This is a genomic window from Bacillus sp. B28 (genome assembly GCF_029536185.1).
Lineage (GTDB): Bacteria > Bacillota > Bacilli > Bacillales > Bacillaceae > Bacillus > Bacillus halotolerans.
The window spans coordinates 3,891,268-3,917,355 of the sequence record NZ_CP120511.1 but is presented as its reverse complement, the minus strand read 5'-3'; the positions used below and the strand labels follow the sequence as shown (position 1 = coordinate 3,917,355).

23 protein-coding genes, 3 pseudogenes and 4 riboswitches are annotated in these 26,088 nt (G+C 45.1%); of the genes and pseudogenes, 13 read left to right on the top strand and 13 right to left on the bottom strand.

Annotated features, from left to right (window positions below):
• Positions 1-32 precede the first annotated feature (32 nt).
• Positions 33-1,226: a NupC/NupG family nucleoside CNT transporter gene (locus P3L57_RS19550; RefSeq protein ID WP_059335230.1), complete on the bottom strand. Its 1,194-nt coding sequence runs from the start codon at positions 1,224-1,226 to the stop codon at positions 33-35.
• Between the two features lie 127 nt (positions 1,227-1,353).
• Positions 1,354-1,455, bottom strand: a riboswitch (purine riboswitch).
• A 144-nt stretch (positions 1,456-1,599) separates the two neighbouring features.
• On the opposite strand from P3L57_RS19550, the gene P3L57_RS19545 reads away from it, so the two are divergent.
• From P3L57_RS19545 to P3L57_RS19515, 7 genes are all read left to right on the top strand, one after another.
• Complete coding sequence (locus tag P3L57_RS19545) at positions 1,600-2,352, top strand: (S)-benzoin forming benzil reductase (protein WP_059335229.1); 753 nt, start codon at positions 1,600-1,602, stop codon at positions 2,350-2,352.
• Between the two features lie 226 nt (positions 2,353-2,578).
• Positions 2,579-3,421 carry a methyltransferase domain-containing protein gene (locus P3L57_RS19540; protein ID WP_069487000.1) on the top strand — a complete coding sequence of 281 codons (843 nt, stop codon included), beginning with the start codon at positions 2,579-2,581 and terminating at the stop codon, positions 3,419-3,421.
• Between the two features lie 232 nt (positions 3,422-3,653).
• Positions 3,654-5,093 (top strand): GntP family permease, encoded by a 1,440-nt coding sequence (locus P3L57_RS19535; RefSeq protein ID WP_059292224.1) that lies wholly within the window; start codon positions 3,654-3,656, stop codon positions 5,091-5,093.
• A gap of 24 nt (positions 5,094-5,117) precedes the next feature.
• Positions 5,118-5,831, top strand: coding sequence for a CoA transferase subunit A (locus tag P3L57_RS19530; protein ID WP_044160025.1), 714 nt, complete (start codon positions 5,118-5,120; stop codon positions 5,829-5,831).
• A complete protein-coding gene (locus P3L57_RS19525) occupies positions 5,828-6,484 on the top strand; it encodes a CoA transferase subunit B (protein ID WP_059335227.1) in 657 nt (218 codons plus the stop codon). The genes P3L57_RS19530 and P3L57_RS19525 overlap by 4 nt, the downstream gene beginning before the upstream one ends.
• A 17-nt stretch (positions 6,485-6,501) precedes the next feature.
• On the top strand, positions 6,502-7,275 hold the full coding sequence (locus P3L57_RS19520) for a 3-hydroxybutyrate dehydrogenase (protein ID WP_059292226.1): 774 nt from the start codon (positions 6,502-6,504) through the stop codon (positions 7,273-7,275).
• 80 nt (positions 7,276-7,355) lie between these two features.
• On the top strand, positions 7,356-8,750 hold the full coding sequence (locus tag P3L57_RS19515) for a sigma-54 interaction domain-containing protein (protein WP_069487001.1): 1,395 nt from the start codon (positions 7,356-7,358) through the stop codon (positions 8,748-8,750).
• Between the two features lie 47 nt (positions 8,751-8,797).
• Here the strand turns inward: P3L57_RS19515 and P3L57_RS19510 are convergent, their stop codons facing one another.
• The 8 genes and pseudogenes from P3L57_RS19510 to P3L57_RS20805 all read right to left on the bottom strand — a co-directional run.
• A complete protein-coding gene (locus P3L57_RS19510) occupies positions 8,798-9,937 on the bottom strand; it encodes a 5-methyltetrahydropteroyltriglutamate--homocysteine S-methyltransferase (protein WP_069487002.1) in 1,140 nt (379 codons plus the stop codon).
• 77 nt (positions 9,938-10,014) lie between these two features.
• A riboswitch (SAM riboswitch) is annotated at positions 10,015-10,122 on the bottom strand.
• Between the two features lie 68 nt (positions 10,123-10,190).
• Positions 10,191-11,324 carry a 5-methyltetrahydropteroyltriglutamate--homocysteine S-methyltransferase gene (locus P3L57_RS19505; protein ID WP_069487003.1) on the bottom strand — a complete coding sequence of 378 codons (1,134 nt, stop codon included), beginning with the start codon at positions 11,322-11,324 and terminating at the stop codon, positions 10,191-10,193.
• A gap of 84 nt (positions 11,325-11,408) precedes the next feature.
• Positions 11,409-11,515, bottom strand: a riboswitch (SAM riboswitch).
• A gap of 65 nt (positions 11,516-11,580) precedes the next feature.
• Positions 11,581-12,069, bottom strand: a complete 489-nt coding sequence (locus P3L57_RS19500) for an LURP-one-related/scramblase family protein (RefSeq protein WP_044160021.1) — start codon at positions 12,067-12,069, stop codon at positions 11,581-11,583.
• Between the two features lie 129 nt (positions 12,070-12,198).
• Positions 12,199-12,477: pseudogene (locus P3L57_RS19495) on the bottom strand (hypothetical protein).
• A 277-nt stretch (positions 12,478-12,754) separates the two neighbouring features.
• Positions 12,755-12,880, bottom strand: a complete 126-nt coding sequence (locus P3L57_RS19490) for a hypothetical protein (protein WP_010332428.1) — start codon at positions 12,878-12,880, stop codon at positions 12,755-12,757.
• A 107-nt stretch (positions 12,881-12,987) separates the two neighbouring features.
• Complete coding sequence (pepT, locus tag P3L57_RS19485) at positions 12,988-14,220, bottom strand: peptidase T (protein ID WP_069486726.1); 1,233 nt, start codon at positions 14,218-14,220, stop codon at positions 12,988-12,990.
• 49 nt (positions 14,221-14,269) lie between these two features.
• Positions 14,270-14,753 (bottom strand): annotated as a pseudogene (locus P3L57_RS19480) (LuxR C-terminal-related transcriptional regulator); the annotation flags it as partial.
• Positions 14,753-14,840 (bottom strand): annotated as a pseudogene (locus tag P3L57_RS20805) (DUF1453 domain-containing protein); the annotation flags it as partial. The pseudogenes P3L57_RS20805 and P3L57_RS19480, both read right to left, overlap by 1 nt.
• A gap of 187 nt (positions 14,841-15,027) precedes the next feature.
• On the opposite strand from P3L57_RS20805, the gene galE reads away from it, so the two are divergent.
• Positions 15,028-16,047, top strand: coding sequence for a UDP-glucose 4-epimerase GalE (gene galE, locus P3L57_RS19475; RefSeq protein WP_059292229.1), 1,020 nt, complete (start codon positions 15,028-15,030; stop codon positions 16,045-16,047).
• 74 nt (positions 16,048-16,121) lie between these two features.
• Here the strand turns inward: galE and P3L57_RS19470 are convergent, their stop codons facing one another.
• Positions 16,122-16,664, bottom strand: coding sequence for a DUF4352 domain-containing protein (locus P3L57_RS19470; protein WP_139127439.1), 543 nt, complete (start codon positions 16,662-16,664; stop codon positions 16,122-16,124).
• 392 nt (positions 16,665-17,056) lie between these two features.
• A riboswitch (guanidine-I (ykkC/yxkD leader) is annotated at positions 17,057-17,159 on the top strand.
• Between the two features lie 69 nt (positions 17,160-17,228).
• Here P3L57_RS19470 and P3L57_RS19465 point away from each other — a divergent pair.
• The 5 genes from P3L57_RS19465 (at position 17,229) to P3L57_RS19445 (ending at position 22,118) form a co-directional block, all read left to right on the top strand.
• Positions 17,229-18,065: a YitT family protein gene (locus P3L57_RS19465; protein WP_003218811.1), complete on the top strand. Its 837-nt coding sequence runs from the start codon at positions 17,229-17,231 to the stop codon at positions 18,063-18,065.
• Positions 18,066-18,229: 164 nt separating this feature from the next.
• The gene (locus P3L57_RS19460) at positions 18,230-19,123 is read left to right on the top strand and encodes a PucR family transcriptional regulator (protein WP_069486728.1); all 894 of its coding nucleotides are present in this window, start codon (positions 18,230-18,232) and stop codon (positions 19,121-19,123) included.
• Positions 19,124-19,242: 119 nt separating this feature from the next.
• Entirely contained in the window at positions 19,243-20,340 is a 1,098-nt protein-coding gene (gene msmX, locus P3L57_RS19455) for a maltodextrin ABC transporter ATP-binding protein MsmX (RefSeq protein WP_059292232.1), read from the top strand.
• 110 nt (positions 20,341-20,450) lie between these two features.
• Positions 20,451-21,179 carry a ZIP family metal transporter gene (locus P3L57_RS19450; RefSeq protein WP_059335225.1) on the top strand — a complete coding sequence of 243 codons (729 nt, stop codon included), beginning with the start codon at positions 20,451-20,453 and terminating at the stop codon, positions 21,177-21,179.
• Between the two features lie 99 nt (positions 21,180-21,278).
• On the top strand, positions 21,279-22,118 hold the full coding sequence (locus P3L57_RS19445; RefSeq protein WP_059292234.1) for a polysaccharide deacetylase family protein: 840 nt from the start codon (positions 21,279-21,281) through the stop codon (positions 22,116-22,118).
• A 12-nt stretch (positions 22,119-22,130) separates the two neighbouring features.
• Here P3L57_RS19445 and P3L57_RS19440 read toward each other — a convergent pair whose 3' ends face one another.
• The 3 genes from P3L57_RS19440 to cimH form a co-directional block, all read right to left on the bottom strand.
• Positions 22,131-22,334 carry a hypothetical protein gene (locus P3L57_RS19440; RefSeq protein WP_044160384.1) on the bottom strand — a complete coding sequence of 68 codons (204 nt, stop codon included), beginning with the start codon at positions 22,332-22,334 and terminating at the stop codon, positions 22,131-22,133.
• Between the two features lie 57 nt (positions 22,335-22,391).
• On the bottom strand, positions 22,392-24,080 hold the full coding sequence (locus P3L57_RS19435) for a M56 family metallopeptidase (protein WP_083244487.1): 1,689 nt from the start codon (positions 24,078-24,080) through the stop codon (positions 22,392-22,394).
• A gap of 123 nt (positions 24,081-24,203) precedes the next feature.
• A complete protein-coding gene (gene cimH / locus P3L57_RS19430; protein WP_069486729.1) occupies positions 24,204-25,553 on the bottom strand; it encodes a citrate/malate transporter CimH in 1,350 nt (449 codons plus the stop codon).
• Positions 25,554-26,088: the final 535 nt, after the last annotated feature.

Sequence of the window (26,088 nt, the reverse complement as noted above, 5' to 3'; positions counted from 1 at the left end):
CATATCCTTAAAAGGGATATGGCTCCATTTTTCTACCACACAAACAGGCCGACAATCGCAGCACTTAGTAAAGATACCGCAATTCCGCTGACGAGCAGCTTCCACACGTTTCTCCCGATCACGGTTGATTTTTCGCCGTCAAGGATCGAGTTATACGTTCCGTAAATCATGCCGACAGTACTGAAGTTGGCAAATGACGTCAGGAATGTCGTCGCTACCGCAACTGTGTGAGGCGGTAGTGTTTTCAGATTGTTTTTCAAGTCAAGCATCGCAACAAACTCGTTCGTCGCCAATTTCATTCCCATCAGCTGCGCGACATACATCGCATCGTGTACCGGCAGCCCAAGCAGGAATGCGAACGGACTAAAGAGATAAGCAAAAATCGTCTGGATGGTCAGGCCGTGTACGAAAACGCCAAGAATACCATTGACTGCTGACGTTAACGCCACATATCCAATCACCATTGCCAAAATAACGATCACCATGTTCATGCCGACAAGCATACTGTTAGAAATCGTAGAGAAAAAGTCTTTTTTCTCTTCTTTAGGCGGTGTATAGATGATGTCTTCATCCTCCGGCACATGAACAGGATTCAGCAGGTTTGCGATAATCAGCGCGTTTAAGCAGTTTAAAGGAATCGCTGTAAACACGTATGTCGCCGGCACCATTGACAGGTAAGATCCAATAATGGAGCCGCTGATGCTGCTCATGCTCATTAAGCCGAATGTGAGCAGGCGGTTGTTGTTTAATACTGTGAGCTGCTGGCGAATGACTGCCAGAGCTTCTGTATTTCCCAAGAACATCATTTGAATAGAGAAAAAGCTTTCTAATTTCGGCAAGCGGGAAGCCTTTGAGATCACCCAGCCGATTTTATCGATCAGCCATGGCAAAATGCCGAAATATGTTAAAATGTCAAAGAATGTGACGATGAAAATAATTGGAAGAAGTGCGCTGAAGAAAAAGTCTACCGTTTCATTTGCCATCACAGAAGGGAAAGCAAACGCGATCCCGTCACTGGCACAAGCAATCAGCCAAGTGAAGAAATTTCCAATTTGTCCGATGGCCCAGCTGCCGACTTTTGTCCCCAGCATAAACCAAGTAATCAAAAGCTCCAGAACAATTAACGTAATAATAGGACGCCACTGGATTTTCTGTTTCTGCGGGGAGCATAGGAACACAACTGCCATAATCACAATGAGACCGACAAGGTTTAATAAAAAGTACATGATAGCAACTCCTATGAGGTTTATTATGGAAATGAAAAAAGCCCTTATCCTTCACAAATTCTGGAAGTGCAGAAAGTGTGAAAAATAAGAGCAAACAGAAAAGAACTTGTCCTTTTCAACTCGTTCAAATTTATTCAAACTTTCTTGTAGTCTAGTTTTTTACGGTTACTAGGTAGAAACAATCAGACCTTATTACTGATTATATACAAGAATGTCTTTTTTCTAAGATGATAGCAGTATTTTATCCTTTCACTTTTTGAAAATCAACCTTTTTAACTATTTTCAAAATAATAAATTTATATTTCGAAGTCGAGAAAATAAAGGAAAATCATATTGGATTGCTATGCTGAAATTGTGATCAGGAGGGACAAAAATGAAGCACATCATTATCACCGGCACGTCAAGAGGGATTGGGGAAGCATTAGTTCAGAAACTAATACATGCTGACCATCGGCTTTACTGTATTTCAAGACAGCCTAATCAAAAGCTGATCGACTTGGACAGCAGCTTGCAATATTACTCATTTGATTTGAGAGATAGCCGCGGGTTCGAGGCGCTCTTTGATGAATTGTTTCAGCACATTAGCCTTGATACGGAGCCGGAAGGCATTTATGTAATCAATAATGCCGGTGTACTGGCGCCAATTGGGCCGATCGATCAAAATAAAACGGAGGACATGATAGAAAACCTGCAGGTCAACTTAATTGCACCTATGGTGATCACTTCCCATTTTGTGAAGCACACGAAGCACATCAAAACGGATAAGCGAATCATGAATATCTCGTCAGCTTCAGCTAAATATCTGCTGCCTTCACAAAGCTGCTACAGCACGTCAAAAGCGGCGCTGGATTCATTTTCTAAAAGCATCAGTCTGGAGCAGGCGGATCAGCCGTATCCAGTTAAAATCGCAGCGGTGTATCCCGGGGTGATTGATACCCAGCTGCAAACTGAAATTCGATCCGTTCGTAAAGAGGATTTTCCTACTGTTGATCAATTCATTCAGTTAGAGAAAGAAGGAAGATTGCAGTCTGCTGAAGTAACAGCCCACTTATTAATTGACCTTCTAAACAGCGAGGAGTTCGGGCAGCCGCCTGTCGTTGAGAATCTGGTTCCTATTTCTGGATGATTGATGTATCATAATAGCGGGGAAACCCTCTATGCAGCAAAAAGGAGTTCTTTTTTATGATTATTCAATTCATTCGTTATAGATAATGACAGGTATAGACGACTTTCCAGACCTGGCCAAAAAGTTAGATAGGTCCAGGTTTATTTGTCTATGCCTTTTTCATTTATTTAAAAAACGAATGAATGAGGTGTTTTTTGTGTCAAACATAAAGAAGCATGCTGCTTATATGAATCAATTTGTCTCTCAATTTCGATGCCCGATTTGTGATTCTTCTATGAAAGTCACATCATGGAAAAGTTTGATTTGTTTAACGAGCGGGCACACGTTTGATATATCCCGGCATGGGTACGTGAATTTCCTGACAAAGCCGGTCAAAAGCAGCTATCGGGCGGGGCTTTTCGAAGCAAGAAGCCAGCTGATGGCAGAGTATCATTTTTTTGCACCGCTTCATCAGGCAATAGCTGACTTGATCAGTGACCGGAAGTCTGAAAAAGAGACGTTAACCATTTTAGACTGCGGATGCGGTGAGGGGACCCACTTGAAAGCGGTTTGCGATCTGCTTCAAGAGAAGAAAACAGTTCACGGAATTGGGATTGATATTGCCAAGGATGGCATTTTACGGGCTTCAAAAAATAGTGGCGGAATGCTGTGGGCCGTAGCCGATGTAGCTAATGCGCCCTTTCAAGACCGGCAATTTGATGTCATTCTATCGATTTTCTCACCTTCAAATTATGCAGAGTTTCACAGACTGCTGAAAAAAGATGGTTTGGTTATAAAGGTTGTTCCTCAAAAGGATTATTTAACAGAACTAAGGCAGGTTTTATACGCAGATTCAGAAAGACGAACCTATTCCAATACCCCTGCAATTGAGCGTTTTACAACACATTTTCAGCTCGATCATCTGATGAGGCTGCGCTATACCAAAACGCTTCATCAGCAAGGCATAGAATGGCTTCTGAACATGACACCGTTAGCCTGGTCCGCATCGGCTGAAAACATCAACCAGTTTAGAAAAATGGAATCGGCTCAGCTGACAGTTGATGTCGATGTATTAATCGGAACGATATGAGTGATAGAGGAAAGCTCCCAAAAAAGGAGCTTTCCTTTCTTGTTTTCCGCAAAAACGGAAATTTCCACCGGATTGGAATAGTTATCTCGCATTTTCCGTAAATATGGAAAGGGAAAGGCTTGAAATGGTGTCCTGGTAACTGGCACAGAACTTGCATGAGAAATGACGGAAAGGGAGGGGATAATTTGTAAACGCTTTCCTTTTCTCAGACAAGCGGAAAAGAGGGATGTTTGTGGACATTATTATTATTCTTTTGGCTTTGGGTTTGCTGATGTTTGTCGCCTATCGGGGATTTTCAGTCATTTTGTTTGCTCCGATTTGCGCCTTATTTGCTGTGCTGCTGACAGATCCAAGCTTTGTGCTTCCTTTTTTCTCAACCATATTTATGGAAAAGATGGCGGGGTTTATTAAGCTGTACTTTCCAGTATTTCTGCTTGGCGCCATTTTCGGAAAGGTTGTCGAGATGTCCGGCTTGGCGGCTTCCATTGCGAAGACTATTGTCAGACTGGTTGGGGCGAAACGAGCAACACTCGCTATCGTATTGATGGGCGCCATTTTAACGTACAGCGGAGTCAGCCTGTTTGTTGTCGTCTTTGCTGTATACCCCTTTGCGAAAAATATGTTCAAAGAAGCTGACATCCCGAAGCGCCTCATACCGGGAACGATTGCTCTCGGGGCATTTACCTTTACAATGGACGCACTGCCGGGTACACCGCAAATCCAAAATGTAATTCCTACGACGTTTTTCAAAACAGACATTTACGCCGCCCCTTGGCTTGGTATGATCGGTGCGGTGTTTGTGCTGGCGGCGGGTATGCTCTACTTGGAATCGAGGCGCAAAAAAGCAGAGAAATCGGGCGAAGGCTACGCCGGTTTTCAATCGGAGATTTCTGCCGCGCGTGAGCCATCTGATCTTGCCCCGGAACAAAGCCGGCCGGTCTTAGAGCCTGACACCGGTAAGGTCCGGCACGCACTCGCTTTTGTTCCTCTTATTCTCGTTGGTGTGATGAATAAATGTTTCACCACGTTCCTTCCCAAGTGGTATCCGAATGAATTTGATTTTTCCGCCATAGGATTGGGAGAGTTCGGGAAACTTGATATCTCCTCCGCGGTTGCCATTTGGTCAGTGGAGATGGCCCTCCTGATCGGAATCATCGCAACCATTCTGTTTGATTGGAGAAAAGTGTTTGGACAGCTAAAGGAAGGGCTGAATGAAGGGATCGGCGGCGCTTTGCTTGCATCGATGAATACAGGCGCCGAGTATGGTTTCGGCGGCATCATTGCTGCGCTGCCGGGGTTTCATAAGCTGAGCAGCGGCATTTCACATACGTTTACGGATCCGCTTGTAAACGGAGCTGTGACGACAACAACGCTGGCAGGGATCACCGGATCGGCCTCAGGGGGAATGGGAATCGCATTAAGCGCGATGTCTGATCAATATTTGAAAGCGATTCAGACCTATCACATACCGCCTGAAGTGATGCACCGGGTCATTTCGATGGCGTCAGGAGGCATGGATACGCTTCCGCATAATGGGGCGGTGATCACCCTGCTGGCTGTGACGGGTCTGACCCATCGCCAATCGTATCGGGATATTTTTGCGATTACTCTCATCAAAACCGCCGCCGTATTTGTGATTATCGCGATTTACAGTTTGACGGGCCTTGTATAGGACAAAACGAAAGGGGAATCAGATATGGGAAAAGTGCTGTCATCGAGTAAGGAAGCCGCAGAACTCATTCGGGAGGGGGATACACTGATCGCGGGCGGATTCGGCCTGTGCGGAATACCCGAGCAGCTCATTCTGGCGATAAGGGATAAAGGGGTAAAGGATTTAACCGTCGTCAGCAATAATTGCGGAGTTGATGATTGGGGGCTCGGCCTGCTGCTGGCAAACAAGCAAATCAAAAAAATGATCGCCTCCTACGTCGGCGAAAACAAAATTTTTGAAAAGCAATTTTTAAGCGGAGAATTGGAAGTGGAATTGGTTCCCCAAGGGACACTCGCTGAAAGAATCCGAGCAGGAGGAGCAGGCATACCGGGATTTTATACAGCCACAGGCGTCGGAACCACCATCGCTGACGGGAAAGAGCATAAAACCTTTGACGGACGCACATATGTGTTAGAAAAAGGAATTACTGGGGACGTCGCCATTGTAAAAGCGTGGAAAGCGGACACCATGGGAAATTTAGTTTTCCGGAAAACGGCAAGAAACTTCAATCCGGTTGCCGCCATGGCGGGAAAGATCACAATTGCTGAGGCAGAAGAAATTGTTGAGGCGGGAGAGCTTGATCCCGACCACATCCACACGCCTGGTATTTACGTACAGCATGTTGTGCTCGGCACACATGAAAAGCGGATTGAAAAACGAACCGTTCAGCAAGCAAAGGGAAAGGAGGCGGCACAATGAAGGAAGCCAGAAAACGAATGGTCAAACGTGCTGTAAAGGAAATAAAAGACGGTATGAACGTCAATCTTGGCATAGGGATGCCGACACTTGTCGCAAATGAGATACCGGAGGGCGTGAATGTGATGCTTCAATCAGAAAACGGTTTGCTCGGGATCGGCCCGTATCCGCTGGAAGGAACGGAAGACCCGGATCTGATAAATGCGGGGAAAGAAACGATCACCGCCGTAACAGGCGCATCCTATTTTGACAGCGCGGAATCCTTTGCGATGATACGAGGCGGGCATATCGACCTGGCCATCCTCGGGGGCATGGAGGTTTCTGAACAAGGGGATTTGGCGAACTGGATGATTCCGGGCAAAATGGTGAAGGGAATGGGCGGCGCTATGGACTTGGTCAACGGGGCTAAGCGAATCGTCGTCATCATGGAGCACGTCAATAAACATGGGGAATCGAAGGTGAAAAAACAATGCTCCCTCCCGCTGACAGGACAGAAAGTCGTTCATCGGCTGATTACTGATCTGGCTGTTTTTGATTTTGATAACGGGCATATGACACTGACTGAGCTCCAGGACGGCGTCACGCTGGAAGAGGTATATGAGAAAACTGAAGCTGACTTCGCCGTGAGCCAGTCAGTCATTCGGCAAAAATTTTGAGCGGGAAGGTGTATGACATGAAAAAACAAGTCGCTCTTGTGACAGGCGCAGCCGGGGGAATCGGATTTGAAATCGCAAAGGAATTCGCCCGGGAAGGCGCCGATGTCATTATTTCAGATCTAAATCCAAAAGCGTGCGGTGAGGCCGCCGCCAAGCTGAACGAGGAAGGCTTTAGCGCCACGGGCATTCCATGTGACGTGACAAAGGAAGAGCAAATCGCTGATATCGTCCATACTATCAAGACCCGATACGGACGTTTGGATACTTTGGTGAATAACGCAGGCATGCAGCATGTCGCGCCGATTGAAGAGTTTCCGACAGAACGGTTTGAACAGCTTATTCGCGTCATGCTGACCGCGCCATTCATCGCAATGAAACATGTCTTTCCCCTTATGAAAAAACAGCAGTTCGGCAGGATCATCAATATCGCGTCTGTGAACGGACTGGTGGGGTTTGCGGGAAAAGCCGCTTATAACAGCGCAAAGCATGGCGTCATTGGGCTGACAAAGGTGGGGGCGCTGGAAGGCGCGCCCCACGGGATTACGGTGAATGCACTCTGCCCGGGATATGTGGACACACAGCTTGTCCGCAATCAGCTGAGCGATCTTTCTAAAACAAGACATGTTCCCTATGAATCGGTTCTGGAAGAGGTGATTTTTCCGCTTGTGCCGCAAAAACGTCTTCTCTCGGTTAAAGAAATTGCTGATTATGCCGTCTTTTTAGCGAGTGAAAAGGCGAAAGGTGTCACAGGGCAGGCGGTCGTGCTGGATGGAGGCTACACAGCTCAATAATAGATTCTTGTATTCATAGGAGGCTCTCGTTTATCATAAGGTTGAAAGCGATTACAAAATGTGACGGGAGCGACAGGGAGATGAAACATTCTATTAAAAGATTACCCTTTGAATGGCTGGATGAAATCATCAACCTTGCGGCGGAATGTATTGTTGTGGTTGATCATGAGGGGAACATTCTCTATATCAATCAGGCGTACTGTGACTTTCTTAAAAAAACAGAGGAAGAAGCGATAGGAAAACCCGTTCAGGACGTGATTGAAAACTCGAGAATGCACATCGTGGCGAAGACGGGGCGGACAGAGGCTGCCGCTATTCACCCGATTAACGGCAGCGAAATGATCGCCAACCGGTATCCGCTCTTTGTGAACCGGCAGCTTGTAGGAGCGGTCGGAACCGTTATGTTCCGCAATCCGCAGGAATGGATGGATTATTCAAGAAAAATTAAACCACTCCTCAATGAACTCAATTACTACAAAAATAAATACGAAAAAGAGCTTTTCAGTAAATACCACTTTGGCGACTTGATTGGAAACAGCTCTCTCTTTATGGAAGCGAAACGGCTGGCTGAACGGGTATCTGACAGCCAATCGGCCGTTTTGCTTTTAGGAGAATCAGGCACGGGAAAAGAGCTGTTTGCCCACGCCATCCATCAGAACAGCCGCCGCAGGTATGCTCCCTTTCTGCGCGTCAACTGCGCCTCGATCCCAGAGCATTTGTTTGAATCAGAAATGTTCGGATACGAAGACGGCGCTTTTACGGGGGCAAAAAAAGGCGGGAAAAAAGGAAAATTCGAACTTGCGCATCAAGGAACCATTTTCCTTGATGAGGTAGGTGATATGCCGCTGCATATGCAAAGCAAAATCCTTCGCGTACTGCAGGAGAAAGAGATAGAGCGGATCGGCGGAAGAAGCCCGATCCCAATAGATGTACGAGTGATTGCGGCGACACACCGAAACCTCGAAGAAATGGTCCGGGAAGGAGACTTCCGGCAAGACCTCTATTACCGACTGAATGTGATCAAAATTCAAATCCCGTCCTTAAGAGAGCGCATAGAGGATGTTGTGCCGATCGCGGGGCTTCTATTAAAAAAACTTGAACGGAAATTTGGCTTTGATGGCTTGGAGCTTTCTAAAGAAGCAATTGCAGTGCTTCAGAGCTATTCTTGGCCGGGAAACATACGAGAATTGGAAAATGTCTTAGAACGGGCTGTCAACGTCCTCGACGGCAAACGAATCGAACCGAAACACCTGAATCTCACTCCTGAAGATCAACCCATCCAAAGAACAATCAAAATCCGGGAATATCAATCTATACAGCCATTAAAAGAGACAATCGCTGAGGCGGAAAAAAACGCGATCATCGAGGCGCTTGCCGCAGCAGACGGCAATAAAATAAAGGCAGCAAAGCTATTAGGCATAGGAAAAACAAGCTTATATGAAAAATGCAAAGCCTATCAAATTGAGCAGGCATAAAAAAACACACTTGCCCCGCCAGGGAATCAAGTGTGTTTTTCTGTTCCTTATTTCCAAACATCGTTAGCGATCTCAACAACATGGCGCAGCTTCGCCCATTGCTGTTCCTCGGTCAGCTTGTTGCCTTCCTCAGTCGAAGCGAATCCGCATTGCGGGCTCAGGCACAACTGATCTAGGCTGACATAACGGGAAGCCTCCTCGATACGGCGTTTCACGTCGTCCGGATGTTCAAGCTCACCGAATTTAGATGTCACTAAGCCTAGGACAAGCTGAAGATCAGAGCGTTTCACATAACGGAGCGGTTCGAATCCGCCTGAGCGTGAATCATCATACTCTAAGAAAAGCCCGTCCAGATTCAAGCCGTCAAAAATGGTTTCCGCCGCCGCATCATAACCGCCTTCAGCTGTCCAAGTGGACTGGAAGTTGCCGCGGCAAATATGCATGGTAATGGTCATATCATCCGGACGGTCGGCAGTTGCGTCATTGATTGACTTCGCAAACAGCTGGCGAAGCTCGTCAGGCGTTGTTCCGAATGCTTCCACTTGTTTCAAGCCTTTTTCAGATAAGAAAACTGCCCATGCCGTATCATCAAGCTGGAGGTAGCGGCAGCCTCTGTCATAAAACGCTTGAATCGCTTTTTTATACGCTTTTGATACATCATGCTGGAAAAGAGCATAATCGTTTTTGTATGCATCCTTTTCCAATCTGCCGCGGAAAAAGAGCATATTCGGACTCGGAATTGTCATTTTTGGCGTTGCATCACCAGCGATGCTATGTAAAAATGAGTAATCTTCGAGCATTGGGTGATTTGAGAAATCAATATCGCCTGTTACTTTGATGCCGCGTGCTTTTGTCTGCACATTATGGAACTGGATACCCTGTTCAGGTATAAACGGCTCAACGCCATCCAGATTTTCAAGGAAATCAAAATGCCACCACGCTCTGCGGAATTCCCCGTCTGTCACGACGTTCAGGCCGGTTTCTTTTTGTTTTTCCACAATGCGGATGATTTCATCGTTTTCAATCTGGCGAAGCTGTTCGGCAGTGATTTCGCCGGCCGCCTTTTGCAGCCGCGCTTTTTTGACGGGCTCAGACCTCAGCAGGCTTCCGACTTGATCCGCGCGAAACGGCGTTTTTTTTCTCTGAAGCGATTGTTTTTGTTCTGCGGGTGTTGTTTGCTGTGACATGTGTTCATTCCTTCTTTCCATTCGAATATAAAAAAGCTCTTCCTTTGGATAAGGAAGAGCTTGCGTGAACAATCTCAACCTTATCTTCTAGAGCAAAAATCTGCTCTAAAGGATTTAGCACCATTCTGTTAAACAGCGGTTGCCGGGTATCGCAGGGCCAGTCCCTCCACCTCTCTTGATAAGGAAAACCTTTTTATGAAATTTTCTGATAGTATCTATTATTCACACATTTCTCTTTTCTGTCAATGATAGATTATTTCCACACATCATTGGCAATGTCGGCCACATGACGGAGCTTCGCCCACTGCTGCTCCTCAGTCAAAAGGTTTCCTTCTTCTGTTGAAGCGAAACCGCACTGCGGGCTGAGGCACAGCTGATCCAGGCTGACAAAGCGCGCAGCTTCGCTGATTCGGCGTTTGACATCCTCTGAGTCCTCAAGCTCTCCATATTTGGATGTAATCAAGCCTAAGACAATTTGCAGATCCTTGCGTTTGACAAAGCGAAGCGGGTCAAAGTTTCCGGAGCGGTCATCATCGTATTCCAGGAACAAGCCGTCAAGATCTAAACCGTCAAGAATCGTTTCCGCTACAGCGTCATAGCCTCCTGATGCGGCCCAAGTCGAGCGGAAGTTGCCGCGGCAGATGTGCATCGTGACCGTTAAGTCGTCAGGACGGTCCGCCACTGCATCGTTAATCGTTTTGGCAAACAATGCAGGCAATGTTTCCGGATCACCGCTGAGGGCACGGACAACCTCTCTGCCTTTTTCTTCAAAGAAGAGAGACCATGACGTATCATCGAGCTGAAGATAGCGGCAGCCCGCATCATAGAAAGCGTTAATCGCTTTTTTGTACGCCTGGGCCAGATCATGAAAATATTCCTCCTGATCGGGATATACGCCTTGATCAGCTTTTTCACCGAAAAACAGCATATTCGGGCTCGGAATCGTCAGCTTTGGTGTCGCGTCACCGGCAATCTTATGTAAAAATTGATAATCGGCAAGCGCTGGGTGGTTCGTAAAATCAAGTTTTCCCGTCACTCTGATGCTGCGTGCTTTTGTTTTCGCGTTATGGAACTGAATTCCTTCAGCGGGGATGAACGGTTCCACTCCGTCGAGCCCTTCCAGGAAATCGTAATGCCACCAAGAACGGCGGAACTCTCCGTCGGTTACGACGTTTAGGCCGATTTCCTTTTGCTTTTCGACAATGCGGGTGATTTCTTTATTTTCAATATCACGAAGCTGTTCTGCCGTGATCTCGCCTGCCGCTTGTTTTTGCCGCGCCTCTTTTACTGGGGCGGATCGTAATAAACTGCCGACATGATCGGCGCGGAAAGGAGCTTTCTTCTGTTTTTCTGATTTATGTGAAGCAAGGTTTACTTGTTGAGCCATATCATTCGCCTCTTTTCTAAAATGTTTGCTGCATGAAAAAAGCTCTTCCTTTGTGTAAGGAAGAGCTTGAATGATCAAATCTCTGCCTCATCTGCAAGAACGCGATGTTCTTAAGGATTTAGCACCATTCTGTATAAAACAGCGGTTGCCGGGTATCATAGGGCCAGTCCCTCCACCTCTCTTGATAAGGTATAACTTCATATTTAAATATTAATTATCTTAATATTATTACTTTTGGATCAACTGTCAATGCTTTTTAGAAAATACTTTCATCTTCATCGTTATATAAAACCATATCAAGCACGATAGCGATGGCAGTGCAAATCAGAACATCTTCCTCGTTTGCAATCTGCAAGTGATAGGAATCACCCCAGCTGAGCCACTTCTTGCTCACTGACATCCGGACATTTTCTCCGTCCGTCAGCTGGAATTCATCCCTCCATAAGTCACCATCGATTTCCCAGTTAAGGCCGGAAATCACAAATTTCGGTTTGAAAAACGTTACTTTCTTCGTTACCTCACAAACCGTTTTCCCACCAATTGAAATCTCGTATCGCGGCAAAAATGACATCACTTTTTGCTCAATGGAAACGAGCGTTTTTCCGGATGAATCTGTCAATTGCAATGAGTCCCCTAACGAAAAGAACCGCCCTTCGACCTTGAATCTCTCTTGTTCATCACGGTCATAAATGTGAAATGCATCTTTAAGCGAGAACATTTTTTGTTTCATAAATAAATCGATCATTGCTGAAGTCTCCTTTTGGATTTGCCTTATATGAAATTACGGATAGAGGATAAAAAGGTTTCAGGCTCTATCTCAACACAATTTTAAAAGGCTGCGTCATTCAGCAGCCTTTTCGTTTGAAATATAGAATTAGGAAAGATGCATCCGGCGTTTTTGGCGGATGGCGTCAAGGTCGATTAGGTTATTATGATGAGGAACGGGTGCAGGAAGAGGGCTTGTCTTTTGCGGTTTTCGTCTATTGTCTTTGCTGAATGAAAAGAGAAGATAGCCACATAATGCGATGATAATAAATAGGATCATTTTACATACCTCCCAAAAAAAGTTTTGGTATTCTCTATTGTACGGATAAAACGTCTAAAAGTATTCAAAAAATTCTAAATCCAATAATAATAAATGTGTGTTCCTCAAAAATTCTTTTCGCCCATGACCTGAAAATAGTCTTACATTAAGCTGGTGTTTTTCCTTTTGATTGGTTCTATAGTTACTATCGACGTTAAAATGAATTCCTTTATATAACTTTTAACCTAAATTTCTGTAATTCAAATTAACTATATATGGATAATGTGTTCTTCTTTGTTTGATGTATACCCTATTTTGAGGAATTGAACACAAAAAACCCAAATTACGGAGCATTTGGGCGGAAATTTGGAATGGTTGGCTGATTTGAGGGGAGTCCGGCGAAGGGTCAGAAAAAGCGTTTGAACATTCTTCTTATTTTTTTAAATGGGTTTGATCGTTTTGTTTGCATTTTGAGCGGGCGGGAAATCATCCATTTTTTGAACAGGCTCTTTGCGGCAATTGTGTTCTTCATCTTTGCATTTCCTCCTCATCCGTTGATAGTTGTTTTACGGACAGAGCTTTTAAAATGTTTCATTTTCACGCAAAAAAACCAGTCCTTTTTTGGACTGGTTTTTCAGCTTACGCCTGTTCTTCAAACAGCTTTGCAATCTCAACGATGACATTTACGGCTTTGACCATGTTGTCGGCTGAGATGTATTCAAATTTGCCGTGAAAGTTTTCTCCGCCGGTAAAGATGTTCGGCGTTGGGAGTCCCATATAGGAAAGCTGCGAACCGTCCGTGCCGCCGCGGATCGGAGAGATTTTCGGTTCGATGCCGAGGTTTTCCATCGCTTGTTTGGCAGTATTGACGATTTCGATGACAGGCTCAATTTTTTCCCTCATGTTGTAGTATTGATCGTTCATATCAAGCTGAATGCGATTTTGTCCGTATTTGTTCTGGAGCTCTTCAACGATGCGCTGCATGGTTTCTTTTCTGTTTTGGAAGATGTTTTTGTCAAAGTCTCTGATAATGTAGTGGAGCTTGGTCTCTTCTACATCTCCCTGAATGGAAAGCAGGTGATAGAAGCCTTCGTAGCCCTCTGTATATTCAGGTGCCTCATCTGCCGGCAGCATGCTGTTCAGCTTCATTGCGATCTTCGCAGAGTTGACCATTTTGCCCTTTGCCGTGCCGGGATGTACATTGTTGCCTTTGATCGTGATTTTCGCCGCGGCTGCATTGAAGCTTTCATATTCAAGCTCACCGAGCGGGCCGCCGTCAACGGTATAGGCAAAGGAGGCATTGAATCGCCCAACATCAAATTTGTGCGGGCCTCTGCCGATTTCTTCATCAGGTGTAAATGCAACTCTGATGGTGCCGTGCTTGATTTCAGGATGTTTGATGAGATAATCCATGGCTGTCATGATTTCGGCGATGCCAGCCTTATTGTCAGCGCCGAGAAGGGTTGTACCGTCAGTGGTGATCAGGGTGTGGCCTTTGTAGCCCGACAGTTCAGGGAATTGATCAGGCGATAGGATGACCTGCAGCTTTTCGTTGAGCGTGATGTCTTTTCCATCGTAGCTTTCAACGATTTGCGGATTTACATTTTTGCCTGTAAAGTCTGTGGCGGTGTCGACGTGGGCGAGAAAGCCGATCGTCGGCACGTCTTTGTCAGTGTTGGAAGGAAGGGTCGCCATGACATAGCCGTTTTCATCAATGGCTGCATCCTGCATGCCGATTGACTTCAATTCATCGACAAGCATGTTTCCTAACGTCAATTGGCCGGGTGTGGAAGGGCAAGTGTCGGCGGATTCATCGGACTGTGTGTCGACCTTTACGTATGTAGTAAACCGTTCAATGATTTCTTCTTTCATTTCCAATCATCTCCTTTGTTTTATTCTACCATGCCGGGATGAGAGATATCTATTTCACAATGCCGTTTCGAATGGCAAAAACGACTGCCTGAGTCCGGTTTTGGGCATTGCATTTTTGCAGAATTCGATGCACGTAGGTTTTGACGGTGCTTTCACTGACAAAAAGCTTGTCGGCAATATCCTCATTTCTCAAGCCATAGACCATTTGCTGAAGAACCTCAAGCTCTCCTTTGGTAAACGGCTCTGCCAGCTCTTCAGCATGAGGCTGTTGCTTTGCAGCGGAATGTCTCACTGATGATTTTAGCGGCTGTGACTGTGCGAAAAATCGCTTCGCCTCTGAAGGCAGCCCGAATGGCGTCTATCAGTTCTTCAGGTAGTGTGTCCTTCAGCAGATAGCCGACTGCGCCGGCGTGGATGCCTTCAAATACATATTCCTCCGTATCAAAGGTCGTTAAAATGACAATCTTTGTATCTGGAAGTGCGGTCATAATGTCTTTGGCCGCTTCGATGCCTGAGCAATGTGGCATTTGGACATAACAGCAACAGCGGGCAGTTTCCTAGGTTTTACAGTTCTTTTCCCGGTACATCGATATAATAATAAGAATAAATACAATAAAAATATATGGGCAGCTCTATAAAAAATGAAAGGGCATATTCTCGCTGAAAGATCTATCGAATTAATTGCAAGGGTTTAAGATGAAATATGAAGAAACTATTAATAAACGATTAAACTTCTTAAAAATGGATGTAGCCCGGTTCTAAACACTATATAATAAAATCAGGTCATTTTTTAGGAGGGTTTACATCATGGCAATACTTGTTACAGGCGGCGCGGGATACATCGGAAGCCACACATGTGTGGAGTTATTGAACAGCGGCTATGAGATTGTCGTTCTTGATAATTTATCCAACAGTTCAGCTGAGGCGCTGAATCGTGTCAAAGAGATTACGGGAAAAGAGTTAACGTTCTATGAAGCGGATCTATTGGATCGGGAAGCGGTAGATTCGGTTTTTGCAGAAAACGAGATTGAGGCTGTGATTCATTTTGCGGGTTTAAAAGCAGTCGGAGAGTCTGTTGCGATTCCGCTCAAATATTATCATAACAATCTTACGGGAACCTTTATTTTATGTGAAATCATGGAGAAATACGGCGTTAAGAAAATCGTATTCAGTTCTTCCGCAACGGTATACGGCGTACCGGAAACGTCACCGATTACGGAGGACTTTCCATTAGGTGCAACAAACCCTTATGGACAGACGAAGCTCATGCTTGAACAAATTTTGCGTGATTTGCATACGGCTGACAATGAGTGGAGCGTTGCCCTGCTGCGCTACTTTAATCCATTCGGCGCGCATCCGAGCGGACGAATCGGTGAAGATCCGAACGGCATTCCAAATAACCTGATGCCATATGTGGCACAGGTAGCCGTTGGCAAGCTGGAGCAGTTAAGCGTATTCGGAAATGATTATCCGACCAAAGACGGGACAGGCGTACGCGATTATATTCATGTCGTCGATCTCGCAGAAGGCCACGTCAAGGCGCTGGAAAAAGTATTGAACTCCACCGGAGCTGATGCATACAACCTCGGAACAGGCACGGGCTACAGTGTGCTTGAAATGGTCAAAGCCTTTGAAAAAGTATCAGGGAAAGAGGTTCCGTATCAATTTGCGGACCGCCGCCCCGGAGACATTGCAACCTGCTTCGCAGATCCTGCAAAAGCGAAGCGGGAACTGGGCTGGGAAGCAAAAAGAGGCCTTGAAGAAATGTGTGCCGATTCTTGGAGATGGCAGTCTTCGAATGTGAATGGGTATAAGAGTCTGAAATAAGAATGGAGGCCTTCTCAACAGAGAAGGCCTTTTTTAGAGAACAAGGGTGCCTGTTAAGGCACCCTTGTCTGCTATTATTTGATTTTCACAATCACATCATTGCTGAATTTGAGTTTCCAAGTTCCTTTTGCATAAGCTTCCTTGTCGACTTCAAAAGCTTTCACATCTGTTACTTTAATATTAGGATTTAGATCACTCAATATTTTAGAGTTATCAACTTTTGTCTCAGTTGCATAGGTTGAAGAAGCATCAATATCAGAATCATAAGAAGTGCCATCACCATCAACCAATTTAGCAGTTGGAATTGAAAAAGAACTTATCGGCTTTTTGGATACGTTTTTAATTGTATATTGAACAGCTACAATAGTACCTCCATCAGATGCTTTCTTTTCAATATATTGAGTGCCAACAGAATCTCTGTCTTCTACTTTTGTAACTGTCACTTCAGTTTTCTCAGTCTTAACAGTATCACCGATATTGTATGTTTTTTCAGTTTCAGCTTTGCTGTTGCTTGATGTTTTGGAAGTGGCTTCTGAATCGCCTCCGCCGCCAATAACATTACCGATAATAATGATGACAACAATTGCCAGAATAAACGTAATAATTTTATGTCTCATAAAAAAGTTACGCTGATCCTTACCACAGTTAGGACATTTTTTTACACCTTTTGCAATTTCTTGACCGCAAGCTTTACAAGGGACTAGTTTTCCTGCCATTATATTTCCTCCTATGTCATTAAATACACAAAACATATGTACTATAATGCCTATATTATTTCACTTAGTCAATACAAAATTATCAATTTATTATATTATTTATCATTGTTAGCTATATTTTCTTGTGAAAATATATGCTTATTTTCTTATCGTCTATATGATTCATATGTTAATAGCTAATTTGTATTTTCTTGAATTTTAACTTGCACTTAAATCTCCGTAAATAACCCCTTGAACCTATTTGCTCAGTCCCTTATAATGCTAATATTGGAAAGTGAAAAGGATATGCTAAAACATTGGTTTTCTAGGGTTCCGCAATGCATATTGGCCTGTGACCGAGAGAAAACACATAACAGTCTGGCTGTTATGACACGGTGGGATAAAAGCCCAGGAGTTTCTGCTCTTTTGCGAGAGCGTACTCCTGGGTTTTTTTGTTGATACTATCTGAAGAAGGAGTGTTCTGTGATGAAAAAGAAAATGCTTGATGTGCTGATGCTTGTGATTGGCGCTTTTTTCTTCGCGCTTGCTGTGAATTTATTCGCGATCCCCAATGACCTTGGGGAAGGCGGCGTTACGGGGATTACGCTGATTTTGTATTATGTGTTTCAATGGTCTCCCGGGGTGACAAACTTTATATTAAACGCTTTTCTGCTATTGATCGGATATAAATTTCTCGACGGGAAAACCACGGTTTATACGATTATCGCCGTGGCAGCAAACTCGCTTTTTCTGCATTTGACACACGGGTGGAGCACACCGTCTGATGAGCTGATCATTAACACGATTTTCGCAGGGGTGTTTGCGGGTGTCGGGATCGGCATGATCATTCGGGTCGGCGGCACAACAGCCGGTTCCGCCATTCTGGCCAGAATTGCCAATAAATATTTAGATTGGAATATCAGTTACGCCCTGCTCTTTTTTGATTTAATTGTTGTCTTCAGCTCTTATTTTATTATTGGTGCGGAAAAAATGATGTTTACGATTGTGATGCTGTATATCGGAACAAAAGTGATGGACTTTATTATTGAAGGCCTGAATACGAAAAAAGCGATTACTGTCATATCGGAAAATAAAGGTGAGATTGCCGAGCAGGTTAATACGCTGATGGATCGGGGCGTCACCATTTTATCAGGAAAGGGAAATTATACGGGCGAGTCAAAAGAGATTTTGTACATCGTCATTAACAAACAGGAGCTTTCTATGCTGAAGAAAATCATCAGAAGCTGTGACAAAAAAGCGTTTGTGATCGTTCATGATGTGCGCGATGTGTTTGGTGAAGGGTTTGTGGATATTTCAAAATAAGGAGGTCCCTCTGCGCAGACGCAGAGGGATCTATTTGTTTGTATCGCGCTTTATTGCCGTTGCTGTAAACGAAAGAGGGCCATCTAATACGAAAAGAAGCTGGAGAACATGTGCATTTCGCCTTATACTGAACATACATATCCTTACATAGGAGAGGAGACCATATGAAGTCGCTGCTGGCTATTTATCCCGGTTCGATTGTGTCTGGCAAGCTTTGTACAAAGGAAGACTGCTTGTGTTTTTTTGATGAAAACAGTCAGAAATATATCTCGATCCCAAAAACGGAGATCAGCCAAAAGGAGGCATTGCTGCTTCAGTCATTTTTAACGCTAGCGGAAGAGGCAGATCACAGGTCTCTCAAATCGCCGGAAGAAAACAGGTGGTTTGCGTTTCTATTCTCGCAAGGAGAAGTGCCGCCGAATATCAAGAAGAGGACAAGGTTCATTCATTTTCATTTGATCGGCAAAACTGAACGGGCATCATTTACGGAAGCGATGCGCCATTTTTGGCCGGTGTCTTTTGTGATTGTTTGGATGCATGAGGACAGAGGCGTGATTGTCGAGCAGGAAAGTGAAGCGGCAGCGGGGAAAGACGAATTGGAGTCGCTCGCCAGGGTTCTTGAAAGTGATTTCTACTTCAGTGTCCGTTTTTACGCTGGAAGGTTTTATGAAACAGATGAGCGCTTACGAAAACATTATGCCCGTGAACAAACGTATTTTCTATTCGCTGAAAAGCGGCTGCCGCAGGTTCAGCGTGTGACGTTTGATATCATGTTCCCTTTTTTATTATTGGAGGAAGAAAAGGAACAGCTGAAATCACTGCTTAGTGAAGAAGCCGAGCTATTATTTGAAAATGAACCTGAGCTGAGAAAAACAATCAAGCTGTTTATCGAAAACAGCTCAAACGTGACATTAACAGCGAAAAAACTGCATCTGCACCGCAACAGCCTGCAGTACCGGATTGATAAATTTATCGAGCGGTCAGGAATAGACATTAAAACATATACAGGCGCTCTGCTTGCGTATTTTATCTGCCTGCAAAGCGAAGGTTCAGAATAAACTGGAAATATGCACGAAAACGGCCGTGTGATTTTATGAATGCTGCCCATTTCAGTGTCGGATAAATGCTGATACACTTGATTTAAGAAAGCGTTTACAATAACAAAGGGGGATGTTAGATGGCTGAATTGCGGATGGAGCACATTTATAAATATTATGATCAGAAGGAAGCGGCGGTAGACGACTTTAATCTTCACATTGCGGATAAGGAATTTATCGTATTTGTCGGCCCGTCCGGCTGCGGCAAATCAACGACACTGCGGATGGTCGCAGGACTTGAGGAAATTTCGAAAGGCGATTTTTATATTGGAGGAAAACGGGTAAATGATGTGGCGCCAAAGGACAGGGATATCGCGATGGTGTTCCAGAACTACGCGCTCTATCCGCATATGACGGTATACGATAATATCGCATTCGGACTGAAGCTCCGCAAAATGCCCAAGCCTGAAATCAAAAAAAGAGTGGAGGAAGCCGCTAAAATTCTCGGGCTGGAAGAATATTTGCACCGCAAACCTAAAGCGCTCTCAGGCGGGCAGAGACAGCGGGTTGCGCTGGGAAGGGCGATCGTGCGGGATGCAAAGGTATTCTTGATGGATGAGCCTTTGTCAAACTTGGATGCAAAGCTTCGGGTGCAAATGAGAGCGGAAATTATTAAACTCCACCAGAGGCTGCAAACCACCACGATTTATGTCACGCATGATCAGACAGAAGCATTGACGATGGCGACTCGGATTGTGGTTATGAAGGACGGCAAAATCCAGCAGATCGGGACGCCGAAGGATGTTTACGAATTCCCTGAAAATGTATTCGTTGGCGGTTTTATCGGGTCACCAGCGATGAACTTTTTCAAAGGGAAGCTGTCTGACGGCACAATCAAAATCGGTTCTTCCGTGTTGAGTGTGCCGGAGGGGAAAATGAAGGTGCTTCGTGAAAAAGGCTACATTGGCAAAGAAGTCATTTTCGGCATCCGCCCTGAGGATATTCATGATGAATTGATTGTCGTGGAATCGTATAAGAGTTCTTCAATTAAAGCGAAAATCAATGTTGCGGAGCTGCTGGGGTCTGAAATCATGATTTATTCGCAAATCGATAACCAGGATTTCATTGCGAGGATCGACGCCCGTCTCGATATTCAGTCAGGGGATGAGCTGACAGTTGCGTTTGATATGAATAAAGGGCATTTCTTTGACAGTGAAACTGAAATCAGAATCCGTTAAGCTGGAGAACCGGACATGGAGCGATGTCCGGTTTTTTGCATTCCCTCTCTATCTCAAGGTTTACAGCAAAAACCGCGGCGGGTAGTGGTTTGTAGAAAGGAGAGATAGAAATGTGGAATGCGGCGATGTGGGGCGGGATTTCCGGTTCTGCTGTTTTGCTGGGTGCGCTGGCGTCTATGTTTCTCCCGATTCGCAAGCGTATCATCGGTTATATCATGGCTTTTGGCACAGGGGTATTAATCGGCGCTGCTGCCTATGAACTTCTTGAGGACGCGGTGAAGGATGGCGGAATTGTCTCGACAGGAGCCGGATTTATAGCAGGCGCTGTCGTGTTTACCCTTTTTGATTACGCGGTTTCGAAAAGAGGCGCGTCACAAAGAAAAAGATCGGGACAAGCAGCTGCAGGCGGCGGGGGGATCGCGATTTTTATCGGCACCATCATGGATGCTGTCCCCGAATCTATTATGATTGGAGCCAGCCTTCTTGAAAAACAATCCGTCAGCTTCCTTTTGGTGATTGCGATTTTTATCAGCAATATACCTGAAGGGCTGTCCAGTACGGACGGCATGAAGAACAGCGGATATTCAAAGGCGAAAATCTTGCTGCTTTGGGCGGCGGTATTGATGATTTCTATTTTTGCCTCATGGTCAGGATATTACGTCCTCGATGGCGCTCCTGAGGAGATGATGTCGGCAATCGCCGCTTTTGCGGGCGGAGGCATCATCGCAATGATTGCATCCACGATGATGCCCGAGGCATATGAAGACAGCGGTCCGATGACAGGGTTAATTGCTGCTCTTGGTCTTTTAACGTCTTTGATTTTGAATCAGTTTTCCTAATCTGCACCGGACATGGCTACATGTCTGGTTTTTTCACTTGAAAATCCCGCAAATCAACCGATGAAAAGGAGGAAGAAATAGACAGAAAGCAGGAAACCGATGAAACGTTTTATCTTAAGCAGTTTTCTTTTGGCTAGTTGTTTGACTCTTGCCGCTTGTGCTGAAAAAGAAGCAATCGCAGAGCAGCAGATGCCAAAAGCGGAACAAAAGAAACCGGAAGAAAAGACAATACATGTACAGAAAAAAGAAGATGATACATCCGCATGGATCAAAACAGAGAAACCGGCAAAGCTGCCGATTTTGATGTACCACAGCATCTCTTCAGGCAACAGTCTCCGTGTGCCAAAGAAAGAATTTGAGGCACATATGAAATGGCTGCACGATAACGGCTACCAGACATTAACCCCAAAAGAGGCGTATCTCATGCTGACTCAGGACAAGAAGCCGAGTGAGAAATGTGTGCTCATCACGTTTGATGACGGATACACCGATAATTACAAAGACGCGTATCCGGTATTAAAGAAGTATGGCATGAAGGCGACGATTTTTATGATCGGCAAATCGATTGGGCATAAACATCATCTGACAGAGGATCAAATGAAGGAAATGTCACAGCATGGCATATCGATTGAAAGCCATACGATTGACCACCTTGAGCTGAACGGTTTAACGCCAAAACAGCAGCATAGCGAAATGGCAGATTCAAAAAAGCTGTTTGACAGGATGTTCGATCAGCAAACGGCCATCATCAGCTATCCGGTTGGGCGCTACAACGAAGATACCCTGAAGGCCGCTGAAAAAACCGGTTATCAAATGGGAGTGACGACTGAACCGGGAGCAGCCTCCAGAGATCAGGGGATGTACGCCCTCCATCGCGTACGTGTATCCCCGGGAATGTCAGGGGCGTCATTTGGCGCGTATATCGAGTCGATGAAATAAAAATGGCGGCGATTAATCGCCGCCGCCCCCTCCGCCGTCACAGCCGGAATCCCCGAAGCCTCCGTCACTGCCGCATCCATCATGGCGGGAATCGCCATCGGAAAATCCGAAAAAACCGCTGTCCGCCCGCTGGCGTCCTTTGTTTTCTGAAGCGGTTGATCGAGCCGATTGATAAATAACGATCATACCGAAGATCAAAGCGATAAGAATCACAATCATATGGCGTCCCCCTTTAAACAGTTATTTTTCATACGTTTTGAAGCCTGAAAAGTTTCATTTAAGGGAGATGGATTCTTTCAGCCGATCTCTCAGCCAGCGCTTGACCATGCCGTGTCCTTTGTTTGAAAGCAATGCGCTGACACGCCAATACATAGGCGGATGAGGAGAAAACTGAAAATCTATGATTCTGAAAAGCCAGCTGTTATCCCGGGTGAGAGAGTTCACCTTAACGTCGTCTTCATCTATATCAGAGCAGTAGGTGTTTTGTTTTTGCAGATCTTCATCCTGGCGAACCGCCAGGATCTTTAAGGATTCGGCCATCTGCCTGTATCCGCCCTCCAGCAATGAAGCGCCAATGTGATCGGCGCGCACCTCCATCCACTGGGAACAAAATGACTGATAAAGCTGAAATAGAATGATGATTCCCATGATCAGCGCCCAAAGTGCGATTTTGTAAGCGCCGGGATGGGCGATGTAATGCTCAAGTAAAAGAATGATCCCGATGACTGCCCCAAGGTATAAAAAGCGCAACAGCTGCATGGACAGCACATCACGTTTTTTAATATGAACAGCCTCATGAGCAAGAATACCCTCAATGACATGCGGCGGAAGGGTTAATGTAGCGCTTGTCAGAATCACCATTGATCTTCCTACATTCATTCCGACGGCCATGCCGTTGTATTCATCACTATCCGTTTCGTAAATCTCCACATGCGAAATGCCTGCTTTTCTAAAAATCTTATCTGCCGCTGCCTGAACGTCTGAATTCAGACAAGGCCTGGCATCCATTGCTGTCCGCAGCACCCGGTCAGATAGATACATATTCAAAACCCAGTACAACATCACGGCACCAGAAATGACCCAAGGGGAGGCGTGTAAGGCATATAAACCGAGCACCAATATGGCGTAAGCAGATATCCCTTTTACGCTTGCGGCAAAATAAAGTTTACCTAAAAGCCGTTTTACATTTTTCCGATGATAAATCGGCAGGACAGCAATAACCGTTTCCTCTTTGGTTTCGGAAGCTAGAAATTCCCCGAGAATCGCTTTCCACTTTTCAGGATCTTTCACGGTCAGAAACAGCGTTTCTCCGGGAAGAGAGAGCCTTATGACTTGCTGAAAGCTTGTTGTCATATCGAGCCGGGATGAATACATGGTCAAAAGCGGATGAAGCTTTAATAGATCTGCCGTCGATTCAAGCCGGATGTCTTTCAGGTCTGAAAGCGGGTAGGTGCGGCTTTCATATCGTGAACTGATATGCCATGTTTCTAAAGACGATGAATAAAAGACTTTTACACTTAGAAAATTTAATATGCGTTTTGCCAGTGCTGCGCCGCCCGAGATGAAACCGAACAGGATCACATATTTTAGAACACTGGTGTCAGGACCGTAAATGAAGAAAATAATAGCGCCCGCAAACACAATGACAGTCAGAGCAATGTCCGAGAGGAGGCGTGTGTGGTCTCTTGCAAGCTCAATTTCCTGCCATTCGCCTGATGGTTTTTCAACACGGCTGGGGACAGTCAGATCCAATGCGGTCCAGTAGCTGGTGAACATCAATGCCAGAGAGACGATGCCATCTAAGAAAGGCTGTTGAGAGAAGATAAAGCTAGCAGCACCGATCCAAAGAACAATATCAATCCAGAGTTCTAATGCCGGAAGAAGCTTTGCTGCAAGGGCTGATATCAGCTGAATACCCAGCCCGAGAATGATAAAGAGAAAAAGACTGGTTTCCATAGGCATGCTAGAGTCCTTTCTATCGTAATCTTTCCAACTATTACTATAGCATGCGGCAGGAACTTGTAAAAACACGGAAATGCAAAAAAGCAAGCTCTTTCGTTATACGAAGAACTTGCTTGCAGCGTATCAATAAAACTGGTGTAACAGCAATAAGGTCAAGGACACTGTGATGGCCCCGCCGATTCTAGTAGACACCTGGGCAAAAGGCATCAGCTCAAGCCTTTCAGCGGCACTTAATATCGCGACGTCACCGGTGCCTCCTTGCCCTGAATGGCACGCATTAATAATGGCTGTTTCGATCGGATACATGTTCAGCCATTTTCCTGTGAAAAAGCCGACCGTCATCATTGTGACAACGACAGACAGAATCGTAATGATATTGCTGAGATTAAAGGCGGCAACAAGCTTGTCCCATGGCGTCATTGACACGCCGATTGCAAAGAGCAGCGGATAGGTGACTGCCGTTGAAAAGAAGCGGGACACGCCAAACGCGCCGTTTTCAATTGAGGCAGGGACCAGTCTGAACAGCTTGATCAAAACAGCTAACAGCAGCATGGCAACAGGGGCCGGAAAACCGAAAAAATCGTGGGCAAGCATACCGACCAAATACAAGGAAACGGCAAGGATTCCTCCGGACGCAAACAGAGAAAGGTTGAACATGTGCTGGCCGTTTTGCGATTCCTCCAGCGCAGGTGAATCTTCTGAACGGTCAACTTTACCGTTGCCGGTCCATTCCGGTTTTTTCTTGCCGATTCTGTTGAGCAGGCCCGCTAAGATGATCGCACACAGGCTGCCGAGCATGATCGATGGAAGAACAAGTGCAAACGCCTCCCCTTGAGACATCGGCATGATATCGGAATAACCGATGGACAGAGGGATGGCGCCTTCTCCGACGCCGCCAGCCATAATAGGAATCACGACGTACAGAAGAGTGTGCTGAAATCCGAGTCCGAGCAATGTACCGACAGCCAGTCCCACAATGGCGGCCGCGACAGAACCGGCGATAAGCGGTATAAAAATTTTCATAAATGCTTTTACAAGTGTTTCTCTTTTCATGCCGAGGATGCTTCCGACAACAATTCCGGCAATAAACAAATAAAGAAAGTTTGAGGTTTCTGTAAATTCTGTGGTGGATTTGACAATATCATTTGGCAGCAGATGATAGTAGACGACAGCAGATGGAATAAAAGTAGCAAGGATGGCCGGGCCGCCGATAGAGCGCACAATCGGTATCGATTTTCCGATTTGGGCAAAGGTAAATCCGAAAAACGCCATGACGGCAATGGATGTCAAAATGTCACTTTTTACATCGTGATGCATAACAAAAACAGTGATTAATATAAACAGCAAGACATACACAGGAAGCGGTATGATGCCTACTTTTATATTCATAGCTTTCGCAAACCAATTCTCTTTTCGAACCCCTTCGTGAATTGTATCCGTTTGCAATTGCAATTGAGTTTGAAGCTCTCCCATTGAAAAACCTCCCCTATTCTTGTTGCAGTGAAATTGTTCACTATGTTAAGTATACTAAAAAGTTGAAATTATTAATATATTAAAAATTTACTATTCAAACTGTTTCTTCTTTATGATTCAGATGAAAAGAGACGTTTTGACTAAATTCCGGATGTGCCGGAGTGCCGAGAAACGAGTGCTGATGTCGGTCAAGCATTTTATTCGCAAGAAGCGAGGCATTGATGTACGATAATAAAGGGTCATTTATCCTAGCAGCCGTCATAAATCAGCAACAAAATAGACAATAATCCGTCACATAGTGTGGGACTTTTTAGGTATTTCGGGCTTTATTTTTGAAGCGGATCGTTGTAAAGTACTTAATATGAACCATTTAGAGATCGTGCCATTCGTCAGTCTGGCAATCTTGAATCATATTGGACGACTTTTTGACGTATTTGTGAAATATTGAACAATATTTTTTTCGTCTATTTTGTGAAATACTGATCAAAGTTTCGGTTCTGCTTGTGAAGTAGTGAACAATATAACGCTCAACCGG